Annotated in this window: 17 protein-coding genes; 1 reads left to right on the forward strand and 16 read right to left on the reverse strand. The window is 33.4% G+C overall.

Annotation, left to right across the window (positions count from 1 at the left end):
• Positions 1-26: 26 nt before the first annotated feature.
• The 5 genes from ACSX1A_RS07585 to ACSX1A_RS07605 form a co-directional block, all read right to left on the reverse strand.
• The gene (locus tag ACSX1A_RS07585) at positions 27-911 is read right to left on the reverse strand and encodes an SP_1767 family glycosyltransferase (RefSeq protein ID WP_439883018.1); all 885 of its coding nucleotides are present in this window, start codon (positions 909-911) and stop codon (positions 27-29) included.
• A 156-nt stretch (positions 912-1067) separates the two neighbouring features.
• Complete coding sequence (locus ACSX1A_RS07590; RefSeq protein ID WP_439883019.1) at positions 1068-1946, reverse strand: glycosyltransferase family 2 protein; 879 nt, start codon at positions 1944-1946, stop codon at positions 1068-1070.
• On the reverse strand, positions 1933-3180 hold the full coding sequence (locus ACSX1A_RS07595; RefSeq protein ID WP_439883020.1) for a glycosyltransferase family 4 protein: 1248 nt from the start codon (positions 3178-3180) through the stop codon (positions 1933-1935). Before ACSX1A_RS07595 ends, ACSX1A_RS07590 begins: the two co-directional genes overlap by 14 nt.
• The gene (locus tag ACSX1A_RS07600) at positions 3180-4256 is read right to left on the reverse strand and encodes a glycosyltransferase (RefSeq protein WP_439883021.1); all 1077 of its coding nucleotides are present in this window, start codon (positions 4254-4256) and stop codon (positions 3180-3182) included. Before ACSX1A_RS07600 ends, ACSX1A_RS07595 begins: the two co-directional genes overlap by 1 nt.
• A 31-nt stretch (positions 4257-4287) precedes the next feature.
• On the reverse strand, positions 4288-5226 hold the full coding sequence (locus tag ACSX1A_RS07605) for a glycosyltransferase family 2 protein (protein WP_439883022.1): 939 nt from the start codon (positions 5224-5226) through the stop codon (positions 4288-4290).
• A gap of 134 nt (positions 5227-5360) precedes the next feature.
• Here ACSX1A_RS07605 and ACSX1A_RS07610 point away from each other — a divergent pair, with 134 nt between their 5' ends.
• On the forward strand, positions 5361-6284 hold the full coding sequence (locus ACSX1A_RS07610; RefSeq protein ID WP_439883023.1) for a glycosyltransferase family 8 protein: 924 nt from the start codon (positions 5361-5363) through the stop codon (positions 6282-6284).
• Between the two features lie 24 nt (positions 6285-6308).
• Here ACSX1A_RS07610 and ACSX1A_RS07615 read toward each other — a convergent pair whose 3' ends face one another.
• The 11 genes from ACSX1A_RS07615 to ACSX1A_RS07665 form a co-directional block, all read right to left on the reverse strand.
• A complete protein-coding gene (locus ACSX1A_RS07615; protein ID WP_439883024.1) occupies positions 6309-7355 on the reverse strand; it encodes a glycosyltransferase family 2 protein in 1047 nt (348 codons plus the stop codon).
• A 30-nt stretch (positions 7356-7385) separates the two neighbouring features.
• A complete protein-coding gene (locus ACSX1A_RS07620; protein ID WP_439883025.1) occupies positions 7386-8417 on the reverse strand; it encodes a glycosyltransferase in 1032 nt (343 codons plus the stop codon).
• 59 nt (positions 8418-8476) lie between these two features.
• Positions 8477-9592 carry a glycosyltransferase family 4 protein gene (locus tag ACSX1A_RS07625; protein WP_439883026.1) on the reverse strand — a complete coding sequence of 372 codons (1116 nt, stop codon included), beginning with the start codon at positions 9590-9592 and terminating at the stop codon, positions 8477-8479.
• Positions 9592-10452: a class I SAM-dependent methyltransferase gene (locus tag ACSX1A_RS07630; RefSeq protein WP_439883027.1), complete on the reverse strand. Its 861-nt coding sequence runs from the start codon at positions 10450-10452 to the stop codon at positions 9592-9594. Before ACSX1A_RS07630 ends, ACSX1A_RS07625 begins: the two co-directional genes overlap by 1 nt.
• 27 nt (positions 10453-10479) lie before the next feature.
• A complete protein-coding gene (locus ACSX1A_RS07635) occupies positions 10480-11136 on the reverse strand; it encodes a class I SAM-dependent methyltransferase (RefSeq protein ID WP_439883028.1) in 657 nt (218 codons plus the stop codon).
• Between the two features lie 68 nt (positions 11137-11204).
• A complete protein-coding gene (locus ACSX1A_RS07640; protein ID WP_439883029.1) occupies positions 11205-12152 on the reverse strand; it encodes a nucleotide-diphospho-sugar transferase in 948 nt (315 codons plus the stop codon).
• A gap of 9 nt (positions 12153-12161) precedes the next feature.
• A complete protein-coding gene (locus ACSX1A_RS07645) occupies positions 12162-13109 on the reverse strand; it encodes a glycosyltransferase family 2 protein (protein WP_439883030.1) in 948 nt (315 codons plus the stop codon).
• Positions 13106-14026: a glycosyltransferase gene (locus tag ACSX1A_RS07650; RefSeq protein ID WP_439883031.1), complete on the reverse strand. Its 921-nt coding sequence runs from the start codon at positions 14024-14026 to the stop codon at positions 13106-13108. The genes ACSX1A_RS07645 and ACSX1A_RS07650 overlap by 4 nt, the downstream gene beginning before the upstream one ends.
• On the reverse strand, positions 14023-14436 hold the full coding sequence (locus ACSX1A_RS07655) for a GNAT family N-acetyltransferase (RefSeq protein WP_439883032.1): 414 nt from the start codon (positions 14434-14436) through the stop codon (positions 14023-14025). Before ACSX1A_RS07655 ends, ACSX1A_RS07650 begins: the two co-directional genes overlap by 4 nt.
• Positions 14437-14508: 72 nt before the next feature.
• Entirely contained in the window at positions 14509-16074 is a 1566-nt protein-coding gene (locus ACSX1A_RS07660) for a hypothetical protein (RefSeq protein WP_439883033.1), read from the reverse strand.
• A gap of 95 nt (positions 16075-16169) precedes the next feature.
• Positions 16170-16874 (reverse strand): WbqC family protein, encoded by a 705-nt coding sequence (locus ACSX1A_RS07665; protein WP_439883034.1) that lies wholly within the window; start codon positions 16872-16874, stop codon positions 16170-16172.
• Between the last annotated feature and the right edge of the window lies 1 nt (position 16875).

Below are 16875 nucleotides of genomic sequence, written 5' to 3' on the forward strand. Positions count from 1 at the left end.
ATACTGATGAACTTGATACTTCAATTTTATAAAATTGTAGCTATGATTTGTGAGTTGTATTTTAAATCAGACACTTGCTCCGGCGCATTATTATCAAGTGCTTCGTTAGTGTGCTTATCGGGAACATTAACCGCCCACTTTGCTTTCATTTTGTACCATTCATATTCTATGTCTATGTGCCCTATATCAATGGCTTGGCAACCTTCTCTATGAAGGTCATATGCCAATATCGTAGCTGTTGGCCCCAAAGCTATTAATATAAGTTTTTCTTTGCCTATCTTTTTTGATTCTTTAAGAATATCATTGTACCTGCTATAGGCATTTATAGCAGGGCATAAAATCCGGCTAATTGATTTAGCATTATTGAACAGATCATTACCTAGCCCTAAACGACTTTTGCTTCCCTCAATAATAACCACATCCCTTCCATGCCAGATAGATTTTATATAGTCAAACCTTTGTTCAGCAAGTGTTCCATTTTTATAAACAATATAAGGCCTTGATATAAAGGCATTAAAGTAGATAGTATCGGAGTGTAGTGACATAGCCCAAAATTCATAGTACCTAGCCAGATGCTTAATCCAGATATACTTCGCTTTATATTTGTACTGACTCAGGCTATCAAATACATCAGGGATACATATAATGATTCCAAGCTTGTTAGAACAAAGAACCTCCTGAAGCCTGAGAGATAATTCCCTCGATGCACTTTGAAATTCAATATCCTCCCCTCTTATTAACTTGATTTCCCCATCCCCAAATCTAGCAACAGAGCACTTGTCATTTACTATTTTTTTTATCGTTGTCTCAAAGGATAACACACTGGGTAGCAAATCATTAAGTTTAAGATAAAATTTAATAGCCACGTACTTGGCATATGCCTTGTAAAACGACCCCTTAAATCTTACCATCTCTATCAAATTCCGCATATGACCCAATGCAATGTCTCAAATCGTTTAAAGGCGAATAAAACTTGTTATTAAATATACTACAAACCAAGTGAATATTAACAATTACAGAGATGTAGATTCCATTTTAACTTTAAGTAATAATGTTAGATGGATAATTTAAAAATGAAAGATTCCTTCAAAGGCATCTCTTAAACTAAAATTAGCTGAAAGCAGGGATTGCTTAGAGCGATTGATATCATTGGATTTAGCGTAGTAGGCGAAAACATTTACGATAAATCTCCTTTTATTTTTCTTATGAAGATATCTAATATCTTTTTGATTTAAATGTAAATTAAGTTCGTCTAAAGCATCTCTTAAGTAACAATAGGTGTTATGTAAATAAGCATATTTATTGTTGACTTCCTGTCCCTCGTGCCTTCTATAATATGATATAGCAAAGGGAAAAACAAGCACATAAGCTTCAGAAGCTGCTTTTAAATTAAAATAACCATCATTAGCAGGACCATACTTTGTTGGATACCCCTTCAAATACTCGAAATATTTTCTCTTTATGATCACACCACCTGGTCCTATCTGTAAGAAGGACTTTATAAAGAAGTGTTTTTTTAAAGCAGATTCAGGATCTAAAGCAAAAGGCTCCGATTGGCCCTCCGGACTAAAAACACCAAACTGAGCTTTTTTGTTAAGAGAAAAAGCTGTGATGCTTTTTACAAGAGAATCCTTATGAAGTAAGTCATCAGAATCCAAGTATGTCAGAAAATCTCCCTTAGCATAGCTTGCTGAACGGTTCCTATTTGGGTAGTCCCCCAGGTTTTTTTCGTTCTTGTAAACAGTAATTCTGCTATCGATCCTTTCATATTCCTTTGCAATCTCTAAAGTTCTGTCGGAAGAACAGTCATCAGTTATAATCAGTTCCCAATTCATATAGCTCGATTTTAAGACACTTTCTATCGCCTCTCTAATATAGGACTCACGATTGTAAGCCGTCATTAAAATACTAACCATTGGCTGCATTAAATCTTTATCGACCTCCATATTTCTCTTTTAATAAAACCGGAATTTGAGTACTTATACTTTTCCCGATCACCTGCCAATCATATATTTCCATTACCAATTTCTGGGCATTTTGTCTAATAGTATCAAACTTTTGCTTATCTGTAAGCAAAGTTAATATCTGCTCCACAAAAGCTTGCGGCTTATCAGCGATCAGCAAATGCTTCCCATCCTCATACCTGATACCTTCTGCACCAACTGTAGTTGTAACTAAAGGATTACCAAGGCTCATAGCCTCAAGGATTTTTAGTCTCGTACCGCTTCCACTTAGTAAGGGCACAATAGCAACTGAGGCACTGTAATAATATGGGTTAACATCAGGTACAGTACCAACAAAGTTTACACTTTCGTCTTCCATTAGTGCTTTATAATGATCATAAGAAGCATTCTGGCCAACAACGGTTAGTACCAAACCAGGTATTGCAGATTTAAGTGCAGGGAGTACTGCAGTATAAAACCACAGCAAGCCTTCTATATTTGGCTGGTAATTCAAGCTACCACAAAATATAATATTTTTTCTGCTATACTTAAAAGCATCATCATCATAGGGCTTCTTAGAAATATCAACTCCATTAGGGACAACTATACCCGAAATTTTCAATTCATTTAGTCTAATCAGCTTCTCTCTATCTTCATAGCTACAACAGAAAAAGGTATCTATACATTTAAATAGTTTCTTTTCAAGTTGTAGTGCATTGTTCGCATAGTTCATTAAACGTTCATTCTGCAATGCTTTTGCCTGCTGCGCCCACAAGATAGAATCTACATTGTGAGCATCATAAATATGCGTAAAGCTAATGCTAAACCGCCTAATTGGTCCAGACAGTTCACCAACCGATTCCAGGCTTTCATAGTAGATTACATCAAATTTTACATCCTTAAGTAAGGAGATGATAGCCGAATACGATGCTAGAAAGAAACTATTGGCGGGCCCTTTCAATGTCCGCTTCTTTACTCTATAGCTTATCGCGTTAAAAACTTTTTTACAGGCACTAGAACCTGAGATATGTAATAACATCTTTGAAATACTTATGATGACTACTCTTTCAGGCAAAGTATAATCTTCATCAGAAGTAAATGTATCTTCTGGCTGGCTTGTAACAACATATACGGTATGGTCACGTGCCATTTCCTTCAAAATATTATAGCAGCGTAAAGCACCGCCTCCTACCGGTGGGTAAAAATGATAGGGTATGATAGAAAGTATAGTAGCCATTAAGCAAAAAATCTATTCTCTATACGTTTAAGGACGTTTATTACTTCTTCTGGATTACCATAGTAATAGTGTGGATAATAAAAAATGAAAGTCTCAAAAATTTTAAAGGGAGTCTCTTCATATTCATAACCTCTTCTGAAATCAATTAGCTGTCTTTTCAAATCTTTAGAGTTTGAATAAACTGAAAAAATATTTGGAAGATTACCAGGTCCATGGATTGTGGGATTTTCGTCTAAACGCCATGACATTGGCCATCCAGAATCCGGAGTAAAGATTTGCACACCACAAGCTAAACATTCAGCTAAAGGTAAACCAAATGCTTCTGGAAACTGTAAGAAAAACACTGATACACGCTGGTATATTTCTCTAATTTCTTGTGTACTATATTGACCTTCAAGTACAATCATATTTATTCCAAGCTCCTTTAACACGCTTATTTGCTCAGCCTGTATATGCTCATATCCCGGCTGTTTAAAGTCTACTAAGGCTATAAACTCTTTTTTAGGGACTGGCTTTAAACCGATAGCTGACAAATCTATTCCAATACAACTCCATGGTCCTGGCTCTTGACTTCTTATTTCAGTTACATCTGAAACAGATAAATGCCAATCATATCTTTCTACTAACGGATGACCATCATTTTGAAGATTAGCTACCTGTGTTGGAGCATTATTTAAATAGTAAACTTCATAAAAAAGTATCGGCTTCTGCAAAATATGCTTAAGTTTCTCAATATTATAATATTCTTTCCAAAACCCATTTGGAGTACATTCACTTATAACAACCGCATCATAAGTTTGTAGTTTTTCGAGAAATATTCTATCTGCAAAGAAATTAAAAAGCTTGCGCCGCAACCAAAAATGAAACTTAAGTCTATGTTTGGCTTCCTGAAATGTATTTAAACGTAAGAGTACTTCAATATTATAAAAGATATCGACAGTAACTCCTGCTTTATTTAAAAGTTGTTTTAATGACTCGGCTAAAATTCTTGGACTTCTATAGTCCTTACGGGTAAGAATAGCTATATTTATTTCTTTCTTACTTGACCTCTTCATCAATTCTTCTATTAAATCCAATATATTACCATAAGCATTTTGACAAATAATACTATTTCCTTAACGTTTTAAAAACTCTTAATGGTGCTAATAATATTTTACCGAGTTGATAGCTCCGACTCGACTCATAGGCAATTCTAGTTTGATTCAGCAGAGCAACTTTTTCAACAAGAATTTCTTCGCATGCTTTTAGCTCTGTTTCTTTTAATTCACATATAAATACAGGACTAAGCAGATCTACATTTTCATATATATCTTTAAATATAATCTTAGAAAGAAGCCGCCAAGAATAAGCAGCTTTAGGATTTTTGCCTTCAAACTGATTTTGTGTTAAAGAGCCTTTCCTCTGAAGAACATTGTAGAGCGTCATATTTACAGTTAAACCTCTATTTTTCTTTAATATTCTATAGACCCAATGTATGTCTTCCGCTACTCTACCTGCAAAATATGGATGATATCCTTTTGTTTCATTTAAAACTTCTTTTGTAATCATCATGGTTGCACACATAGTGGGAGCCATATGCGTTTTTTTTGTAGAACCGAAATTAAGGAATTCATCTTTTAACTCTACGTCAGTAAGAGCAAACTTTTCTAGAGAAACAGATTCTTTACTTGCATACCTGTACTTAGTAAAACAAATACCCAGATCCGACACATCTTTAAATAGTTTGACCTGCTCTTCAACCCTGGTTGTATCTGACCAGTCGTCGGCATCTTGAAAAGCAATTAGTTCTCCTCTAACTTCTTCAAGAGCAGCATTAACTGCTCCTACCTTTTTAGTATTCTCTTTTAGTTCAAGAAGTTTTATTCTTGAGTCTTTAATGTTTTTGATTATTTTAACTGTATCATCAGTTGACGCATCATCTACTATAATTATCTCTAAGTTTGTATATGTTTGACTTAAAATAGACTTGACTGCTTTCTCTACATAAGCTGAAACATTGTAGCAGGGAATTATCAAAGAGACTAAAGGGTTTTCTTTAGCTAACATATTTAATATAAATTAGAATAGCTTTTGATTTAATTGTGGCCGACCACAGATAATAAATTTTTTAATAGCATTTATAAATGCTTTAGTTAAGTTACTTTAAAAAGTAGATTCTATTCTTATAAAGATCAAAATTAATGATAAAAGATAATCAAATACATGTAGCTATTTGTTTAGACAAAAATTATTTAGAACCTTTCTATGCCTTATTAACTTCAATTATTCTTAATAATAAGAACAACAATATTGTAATTCATACGATCGCTTCAGATATTTCAGAAACAACAAAAGCAGAAATTACTAGCTACCTCAACACAAAAAATAGTCAAATCTTTTTCTACAAAATAGATCTTTCCATCTTTGAAAATTTACCATACAATGGTTGGTCTATAGCAATGTATTACAGGCTTTGCATACCATTGATTCTTCCAAAAAACATAACAAGGGTTTTGTATTTGGATACTGACATTATAGTTATAGGTGATCTTGAAGAGTTATATAATGTGGACCTTTCGTCCTATCCAATAGCAGCTGTCTGTGACCATTATGGAACTCGCTCTGAATTAGGAATATGTAAAAAGGGGAACTACTTTAATTCAGGAGTTATACTAATTAATATAACTGAATGGAAAAATCAGCAAATCACCCATAGGGTAGTTGACTATATTAGAAACAATGCTTCTAAAATTATTTTCCCAGATCAAGATTCTCTAAATGCTGTTTTAAATAATAACTGGAAAAAGTTAGATATACGATACAATTTAACTTATCATTTTGTCTCGCCCATCTTAAACAAAAAGCTTATTAATTTATTTTTAAAGGACAAAGTAATAATCCACTATACAACAAAACACAAACCTTGGAAAATTACCTGTGATAACAGACTCAGGTTTCTCTATTTTAAGTACCTCAAAAAATCTCCCAAAAGAGTTCCTTGTTTTAAATATCGAGACTATAGTATTGAATCTGCAAATTTAAAAGAAGTGATGCTAATAAGACTAAGGGAGGCTTATTTAGATAATCCGTGGATCAGTATTATCTGGAACAAAATAAAAAACTAACAGACAAAGTTAGACTTTACAAAGCTAAATTAATAACCTAATAGTCATCTTTAAGAAACTTTTAAGTAAAAATTTATCTAAACAGAAGTTTCTTAAAAGTTGATAAATACCCCATTTGGCTTCTTTATTCTTCCTATATTGAAAGCAATTATTTATATATTTTTTAATAAAGTATATTCTTAAAGACCTTGGCCTTATAACTTCATAGTTCAAATTCCAGTTTCTATTTAAATCATAAATAATAGGTGTATTATATACATTATTAACCCAATGATTTATAATTGGGTTGGGTAGGCTGATAAACTTTTGCAAATCAACAATAATACTACTTCTTTCATATAGGAAGTTATTAACTATATTATTACTAATAGTTTTAGAGTTTTCATGGTATCTAAAATTTACTAATGCAACGGGTAGTTTCAGAAAACGTTTTTGCCCATACATTAATAGGAAACGAACCCATAATTCACCATCCATTATATAGTGCATATCTTCTGGAACAGGCGTAATAGCCTTAAATGCAGAAGCACGAAAGAACGTAGAAGGTTGATCTATCTGGCATAGTTCTATTGTTTCTTCAAGTGTGTTTCGGAGGTATGTACCTTCCGACAACTCAACATGGCCATCAGGCCACACGTGATTTTCATAACCAGAGACAACCATCACATCTTGATTAGTCTGAAATGCAGAGGCGACTTTATGCAAAGTTCCCGGCAATAACCAATCGTCACTATTAAGCCAGTTGATAATGTCACCTGTACATTTTTCTAGACCTTTATTTATAGCATGGCTCTGCCCTCTATCCAGCTCGCTTACCCAATATGTAATAAGATCTTCGTATTTTTTGATAATTTCAAGAGTTTGATCTGTACTGCCTCCGTCTATTATGATATATTCTAGGTTCGGATAGCTCTGATCCAAGACAGAAAGGATAGTCTGCTCTATATACTGCCCTTGGTTATAGGAAGGTGTAATGATGGTAATTTTAGGCCAGTCCGTATTTAAGTTGCCTCCATGTGCAGGATTAGGAACAGAAGATAACTCTATTTCATCACTAAATGGTGTGCTCAAAGTTTCAGGTGTATATCCAGTGTTTAATTACTACCAATATAATTTATAAGTTTCAGCTTTGTCTTGCAATGCCATACTTTCTATTATCATAGCCATATAATTAGCTATGCCGCGATCTGATAAACGTTCTTTCCACCAACCAATAGATTCTGCATGCAGTCGCTTTAATTCATCGGCGTTGCTTAACAGGTTTTCTGCTAACCTAAGCCCCTCCCGCCAACTCTGCACTTGTATTATTGGAGAGCCTGTATAAAAGTAATTGTCAGGTAATTTTTCTGTTATTACAATACATCCACAGCTCAATGCTTCTGTTAATCTAAACGTTTGAGAGCTAACATAACCTTTAGGACATAACACAATTTTACTGTCAGCCAGAATAGTTGAATAGTCGGCTATACTTAGTCCACTTCTAAATTTGTCGTTAAATTTTACGTAATATTTAGTTACCGAAGAGGTAAAATCTGTACCAAGCACCTTTAAAAGTACGTTACGTAAAGAGTCCTTCAAAATCAGTCTAAGAAAAACATTATCAGGTAAAAAAGCCAGTTTTGTAAAGTGCTTATAAAAAGCATACCTGTTAAAATTTAAATTGCCAGAGAAAAACAAATTATATTTTCTTGATAGAATTAGTTTTTTTTGATCAGCTTTAAAGCCATTTACATACCCTAGCGGGAAAGGGAATATAGAAGAGCCTTTCCTATCAGAAAATTCATTTAAATAACTCTTGAATATGATAAAGTAATCGTCTTTCAAATGCTCAACAGAGTGGTCTGCCTCGTCTGAAATGTAAATCAGGATCTTGTTTTTAGTGTGCTTAAGAGCAGCTGAAGCAGGAATACTATCTATATGACTTGAAAATATGAAAAAATTAAAATTATCGAACCTATGGCCCAATAACGTACTGCAATTATCTAAGACACTTAAAAGAAATTCTTTTTCATTTAATTGATTGAACGTATAGGTAGAATTCGTATCCACGAACACGTTGGTAAATCTATTACAAACCTTTGGAAAATTCGTGATGCCAGATGCTTCCTCAAAGTTGCTATACTCTTTATTCATAAGAAAAATTTGTTAAGCCAATAACCTTAAATTAGGAGTAATATCCACAATGAGTTTTTTCATCTAAGTTTCTGATAAATCAATTCATGTTGTCGTATAGCATTTTCCCAACTATACTTTCTTAACTGTTCGATTCCGCTATTAATTAATTTATGAGCTAAATCCTTATCTGCTAACAGCTGTCCAACTTTTTGAACCAGATCTTCCGCATCATACGGATTAAAATATAACGCGGCAGGGCCTGCAATTTCAGGAAGACAGCTGGTATCAGCTACTAAAACAGGGCATCTGCAGGCAAAAGCTTCTAAAATTGGAATGCCGAAGCCCTCGTGTAAAGAAGGCAATATAAAACATTGCGCCTGAGAATAAGCACACTTAAGTATTTCATCATTCGCAACATCCAGGAAAAACACGCGATGCTCCAGCTGGAGATTACGAATCATCTGATTTTCGTAGGTATCGAACTCTCCTCCTCCGGCACAAACTAATTTTAAATCTTCGTCTTTAAGTATACCTGCTATACTACTCAAAAACCAGGTAAAGTTTTTATAGTGCTTACGGTTACCTACATAAAGCAAATATCTGAAGTCGAATGTTACCGAAGATGCAAAGATTTCTTTTACCAGGAATGAAGCCCCATGATAAACTACTGAAATATTATCTTCTTTTACCTTTGGGTAAAACCGGAGAATGTCATTCTTTGTGTTTTCAGATACAGCTATGATATGGTGAGCTTTGGGTATAAGTATAGATTTGCAATAAGTTTCGTAGTGAATTGTTTCAAATTTCTGATCATAATACAACTCATGTATCATGTCATGCACTGTGACAACAAATGGCTTGTTGCCGATGTTTTTTAAAAAATTGACATCGTAATAAGTAGGGTGAAAGATATCAAAACTCCCTTTCCTCAACATTTCAGCTATTTTGTTGATCTCATTGGTACATAGATAAGATTCTAACCTTCTCTTTCCTTTAAAATTAGGGAGGCCAGACAAAGGTGCAGGCTTAATCAGTCCTTTTTCTTGAAGGTGAATATTATCAGAATAAAAATTACGAGGAAAGGTGGTAAGGCCATCAGCTGCATTAATACCATGCATCAATTCAGAAAAATATCTAGATATACCTCCAAACTTCTTACTGAAAGCCTGATAGTCATACAGTATTTTAATCATCAATATCTATTTAGCTCATCCAGATACTTCTGTTTGTATAATTCAAAATCAGTCTGAAGAAGGGACTGTCTTGTAAATTGCTCCTTAGTTTCTGCCTGTTTCTTTAACCTAGAAGCCAGCTTCTTCAAAAAAGAAATATGTTTCACCTGACTTTGAAATGGGTTGAACCTTAATTCATGTTTAGTCAGAACATGTAGATTAGTACCATTTGAATAGTAAAACAGATTAAACTTATCGGCTAATACCTCGATCGATTGTTTAGTGTAAAACGAAATATGCTGACCCGTTTCAGGGGCAAAATACCACCAGTCTGTAGCTTTTGAAAAACTTTTATCAATCTGAAGCTCAGTTGAAAAGATCACTGTATCAGACAGGGCTAACATCTTCTGCAATTCATCTACAGGTTCTGCAAGATGTTCAAAAACTTCAAAGGCTGTTACCGCAGTGAGTTTATGTTTGCTATTGTAATCTTTCAATTCGAAATACTTCGCAAAGAGATTATCAGCATATGTATCATACAAAAAGAAGTTGTAACCTTTATCACGCATAATTCTGACAAATAACCCGTAACCGCCTCCATAATCCAAATATGCTTCTTCTTCTGTTAAAGGCAAAATGTCAAGAATATTGGGTAGCGTTTCCGAAAGACCCAGATTTCTGTATATCAAACCAACATCTATTGCAGTGATGGCCGCAGAATAAGCCTCTGAAAGCCAATATGGTTTCTCAGTCTGTATGAACCTGCATCCTTGGCATTGTAAATAGCTAACACAATATTTCTCAAGAACCTTTGCATCAAATATTATGTCAGTTCTGCTCCCACATATGTTACAACTATATTCTGTTTTACTGAGACTCATCAACGGCAAAGTATAATTTAAATACTGTTAGACAAATACCTGAAAGGTTACTATTCTGGAATTTTCTTCCAGTTTAGGATAAACACTTAGTAACTCAATAGTCTTCTTGTTAAATGGAGCTTTATCCAAATATACTCCTGAATTATTCATTAACCGAATACCGGCATGATTCTTCAGATCAATATTAGGAACTACTACTTGGGTACATGGTAAATGCTCAGTTACTATCACGTAATCAAAATTATTAAGCTTTCTTAGTACCCTTTTTATGTCATTGTTAGAAAGGTGCTGCAGGACTTGCCGTATCAAACACAACTGACCTGACGGAAGGCTGTCATGTACTATATTTAACTTTTTAAAAACAATCTTATCACTTCCATAATTACTTGTATTGAAGTTTATAAGCTCTTCAACAACATCAACACCAATATAATTGATATCAGTAGCTTCGATTAAGCTCCTACCTACTCTGAAATCTCCGCAACCTAAATCTACTACAGAGGAGATATTATTGTGTTTAATAAAATTTGAGATTAAATCAATATAAGGCTTAGAGTAATCATCATCAGACCCACTGCCAGAATAAAACTCGCTTTCAGAATTCCCTCCCCAAATTTTATTTATATATATATCTGTGAAAACTTTCTGGTGATCTGTCTTCTCCGAAATATTTTTTTGAAGCACTCTTTTTATAAGTTTTATATAGCGCAGCAACATACAATATATAGAATAAAAATTTAAATGTTAAAACCTTAACGAGAGGTTAATATAGTTCTTAAACACTTTCTGATAAGATTACCAGTGCCTAAGAAAAAAGAGAGTTTACGTACACTTTCTGGGCGAAAATTAAACACTTGGTTATATGTATATTCATCTGCCTCGGCATCGAGTAAAAGCTCAGAAATTCGATCTGGCAGTACGTATTTTTCAGAAATCATATTTGAGAATCTTGATTCCCCATCATGTGTATGAGTTGCTGCATTTCCGAAACCTACATTGCTAACCAGGTTCCAATTTGGTATAACACTTACTCCATTATTTTTTACAAGTGCATAAAACCACTGATAATCCCATGTATCTATCTGACCTTGGAAAGTTAGATTAAAAATGTTCTCCCAGAATAAATACTCCACATCAGTTTTAAAGTGAGGTCTAAGGGTTTTAACATTGGATAGATCCGGCCAGTCAAGCATCTGGAAGTCATATTTCTTCCAAGCTCTCCTCCATGTTGCCCAACCCCAGATGTGTGGATACTTTGAAAAATAGTAACTGCCGCTCCCTCTCAAAACCCCATTTTGGAAATTGACACCAGATATATGCATTACCTTGCTTTCGTTTCTATAACGACGAAGCATCGTTGTACAATAGTCAAAGAAAGAAGGATCAGGTAAGCAGTCATCCTCTAATATTATACCTTCTTCAACGTTCTCAAAGAACCAGTTTATAGCCTCTGACACTGCGCGGCCGCAACCTAGATTCTCGGACCTGAAAAGGGTTTTAAGTTTGCACTCCCAATCAACATTAGTAGCAATACCTCTTGTTATTTCACATTTATCTTTTTCATCCTTTTCAGCCCGGGGGCCGTCTGCAGCAACATATAAATACTTAGGCTTTAACAACTTAATTCTTTCGAATACTTTATATGTTGTATCAGTGCGGTTAAATATTAAAAATAAAACAGGTGTTTCAAAAGGATTCATGCGTTAAGCCTAAATTTTAATAATAGATATTATCTTGTTATATCCAATTAAACTACCCAAATATCTCTTAAATGATTGAGACTTAAAAAAGGTGTAATTGATGTTCATTTTAAAAATCTTAATCAGAGATATTGCTCGAGCGATAAAACTAATAAGTTTATTTCTATGCTGTTTTTTAAAAATATTGAATAATAATGTTGTTAAAATTAATTCTTTCAATTTATCATCAATGTTTTCTTTAAGGCTCCATTCAAATAGCTTGTATAGCATCTTAATAAAGTAATCTTCAACAAGTTTATGGTTGGTTGTTAGGCTGCTACTATTTTGATTGGTCATAGCTACAGGCTCATCAATTTTGCCAGGCAATAATGTTGCTTTAGCAGCCATTTTAAACCACATATGTGTATCTTCGGAAGCTTGCAATGTCTCATCAAAAAGCCCACACTTTTCAAAGATTGCACGCTTTACAGTTAATCCATTCGAAGAAAACCAAACACTTGGACCAAGTGGCTGCAAACTTTGGAATAAGGAAGTAGGCGCAACAGGTTCAATATGTGAGTACATTTTTACACTCATTGTATCATAATCATGTACACCTATACTTTCATAAACTCCATCTATATCAGAATTCAATTCAAAAACCGCTTTAGCCGTTTTGAAACGATTCACTAAGTAGAAATCATCAGCATCTAAAAAAGCTACAAATTCATATTGCGCATTAGAAATGCCAAGATTACGTGACGCTGCAGGACCTCTGTTTTTGCCCTTCTGATGCTGAAGTACTTTTACGTTAGGATATTGAACTGCTAAATTTTGACATATTTGAAAGCTATCGTCGGATGATCCATCTTCAACTAAGATAACCTCTGTCACCTCCTGCTGTAGAAGTGCTGAGTTAACAGCCTTGTGGAGAAAAGAGGATGCATTGTAAACCGGGATAACTACAGAAATCCTCATCTTACTAGAAAACGTTTAGCTATTCTTCTTAAAATAAGAAAAGCTTTGCCGTATTCTGTTGCGGCAACAAGAAAGGATAAAAAACTTAAATTATATCTAAGCCAATATTTATCAGAATTATAATAATCAGCATCCCAGGCAGCCATCTCGTACGTATTGTAAAAGTGTTGGAAAACTTGACTTTTTAGGTCCTTACCTAGTAAACTATAAGTGATTCTATATGTTTTAAGAGACCAACACCACCTTTCAAGGTACCCTCTAGAACTCCATACCCCACCGCTATGTACCCTAATTACAGATCCTTGAATACTATCAATAAATTTTACTTTACCCATTTGGGTAAGTATAGCTTGTAATATTGTATCGCCATTAATAGTCTTCTCAAAATATTGCTTATAATCATCAAAAGCAAAATTTCTAAAAACAGTAGTTGGCGTTGGTAAATAATGCCCTAATAATAATTCGTTCTTATCATAGTCCCTCTTTTTTTCATGCGGGAGCCTTTTGTCATCTGTCTCCTCACCTGTTTCATTGATAACAGTAATATCATGAAAGGAGAGCACAAAATCCGGATTGTTTTCAAGATAGTTTACCTGCTTCTGCAACTTAAGAGGGTCTGACCAAAAATCATCGCCCTCCAGCATTGCCACATACTTACCTGTGCAGTTACTAAAAGTATATATAAAATTCTTCTGGGAGCCGAGGTTATGTGCCGCTTTCGGGAGTAATTTTACAATTTCAGGATAAAGCAATGCGTACTTCTCACATAACTCCCTAGTCTTGTCTGTTGAAGAATCCTCGCCAATAACCAGCTCAATAGTAAAATCTACCTTCTGCGCTATTACACTTTCTATTGCCTGAGCAATGAATCTCTCATGATTGTAGGTAAGCATACACACAGAAACAAGAGGCATCATAGGGTTTTTGTCATTAATAGAGCATTACCATTTGATTGCATTATTCTAAATCCATTTTTTTTGTAGAAGGCAATCGCGTTTAAATTTTGCTCGCTTACCTTTAATGATATCAACTTAAACTTTTCACTTTTTAAAACATCTATCATCGATATCATCATTTTTGATGCAATTCCTAAATTCTGATATGGCTGATTTACAAAAAGTAAGCTTAAAAATGCGTGCTTGTTTTCCAAATCATTATCATAAAAAGCACAAATTCCTTTTATTTTGTTTTTATCTAAGGCTAATATTAACTGTGCATTTTTGTAGAGTTTTACAGCATAATCTTGTAAAGCAGTTAATTTGGAGAGAGGTGGAGAAAAATTATCATCAATTTCTAAAAGCAAATTTAGTAAATCCTCCTCTATCATTACCTGGTGGCCGCTCCGGTATACAATCATATTTTATTAAAAAAAATAATATTTATAAAACTAAAGCATAACTTATGGAAAAGCCTTGAACACTGTAATATCATTTATTTTGAATTTAGAGTATTCTTCCAGATTTATTTGATGCTTTACAAGCAGATGCCGTTTAAATTCTTTAGTAAAGGGCTCTTGTACTTTTTCTATAAAAATTACACCATCTAAATTTAGATCATTCTTTTTATCTAATGCTTTAAAATACTCTTCATTCAATTTAAACTTATTAGAAACAAGATGAAGATCTAAAAGAGCGGCATATCCATAAAGTAAAGTTGTACTTAATATAACTCGATCATTTTTATCAGTAGCATGTTTTATCTTTGCAAGATTTTCAAATCTTTCTTCATCTAAAAGAATGCTTTGATTGATATTTAATTTATTAACGGCATAAACCTGATCAGCTATAATATATTTTCCCCACCCTTCTCTATAAAAATTTGTACCAAAATGTATAAAAGCAATGAATAAAAAAGTATGTAAGTATAGAAATGCCGTATGTCTTTTAGTAAAACTAATCAGCAAATAAACTATTATGAATACAGAAGACATATAATAAGTACTTCTCAACTTAAATGAGACATCTGTACCTAATGATGCTGAAAATGGAATTAAAAAAAGTAAAGTAATCAGATAAATAACTTTAGAGTTTTTCTTCAACATTTCAGAACTATAGAATAGCTGCCAGAATAGCAACACTAAAGGTAAAGATGGAGGCATCAAAGCACTTGGTTCAAGAAAGTCCATGAATACTAAAAATGTTATTGCTAAAGCTAGGAAAGCTGTAAATATATACCCTCCCCCTTCCCTTAACTGCGTTCTTTCCCATATATAAATTGGAATAGAGTAAATAATAACTAAGGTTGCTATATAAAAAATAGTATTAATTATCCATATAAAGATATTCCCAAAGCCATGTGTTTTATCAAATTGTAAGCTAAACATAGTGTGTTCATAGGCTAAAAGAATGGTATCAGGGCCAACTATGTAATATGCTGTCAAAAGCATGCTACAAATAAGACCTATAATTAACCCAACAACAGAAGGTAAAAATCTTTCCGTTTTATAGGTAACTCCTACTATGAAGCATAAAACAAGAATAATAAAAGAAGTATTGGTAATCATTATAAAAGGAAGAATTCCTAATATTATACCCGCAAGATTTGTTAATATAAAAGTATAATATTTAGCTCCTCCTGAAGCTAAACCTGTCAAGACCAAACCAACTGCTAGAAGTATAATAACTATATTCAGAGTAGCATAATAAGGGAAAAATTGAACTGGTAACATCAGGATATAATTCCCTAGAAGGGAGAATCCTAAGAGGCATATTAATTCTTTTAAACCTGATAGTTTAAGATACTTATATATTCCAAATGATAGGGTGATTGATGCTAAGCAATTTAAAGCAAATATAATTACTCTATTAAAGTAGATATTATTAGAGAATAGATGCCTTGCTACTAGTGTCCACAAATTATCAAGTCCATACTCATTGTTACTAGTAAGTAACAAATGGTAATATGCTTCATCTTTGAAAACAAGACCTTTATTTAATGACCAGAAAATCAGTATACTTACAGTCAAAGCATAAAAGAGTATAATATACAAATTGTACCTGTAAAGAACTTTTGTAACAGAAGGAATTATGGACATTTGCGAAATGTAGGAAGAGTTATTAACTATACAAGATGATATTCTGTTAACATTTGTTGAACTTGTTTTATAGGACAAAACATTAAAACATCAATAATTGATAATGCAGGAATTGAGATGTTATGAAACTGTCTGTAAGATCTTAACTCACTTTTTAAAAAGAACAATTTTATACCTTCATTAGAGAAATATTCTTTCTCATAAAGTTCAACTCCTCCAATAGCATTGATATAAGTATCTGCATCCTCTTTTTTACATATATCAATTATTCTATCCTGTCCTTTTAATTCCTTATTATTATAAACAGTTGATGATTCAACAATATTTTTTTCAATATCAAGATACTGAAGTACTCTTTCAATACTAGAAACAGCTACTGTAGAAATTGCATTTCCTCTTTGATTATATACAGAGGCCTCAACAATTGGAAGTATATTATTAAAAAACGGCGCTTTTCGATATGCCTGTTCTATAGTTCGTAAGATTTTTTTTTCCCAATTAATTGGCTTATCAGATACAAAGGTTTGGTTAATGTCTTTAAATGAACTTATTCCTTCTACCGGAATGAAGAAAAAGTGCTTTTCGCCATTCAGTAAAATTTTATTTCTGTTAATCCAGCCTTGTTTAATAAAAGACACATCATCGTATACCACAAATTTATCGACTGCTTGAATTAACTGGAAGTAACCTAAGTAAGGGAAAATGTACGGTTGCATTATAGCCAGTCTCATT

It is taken from the genome of Pontibacter sp. MBLB2868, from assembly GCF_051904785.1.
In the GTDB taxonomy this organism is placed as follows: Bacteria; Bacteroidota; Bacteroidia; order Cytophagales; family Hymenobacteraceae; genus Pontibacter.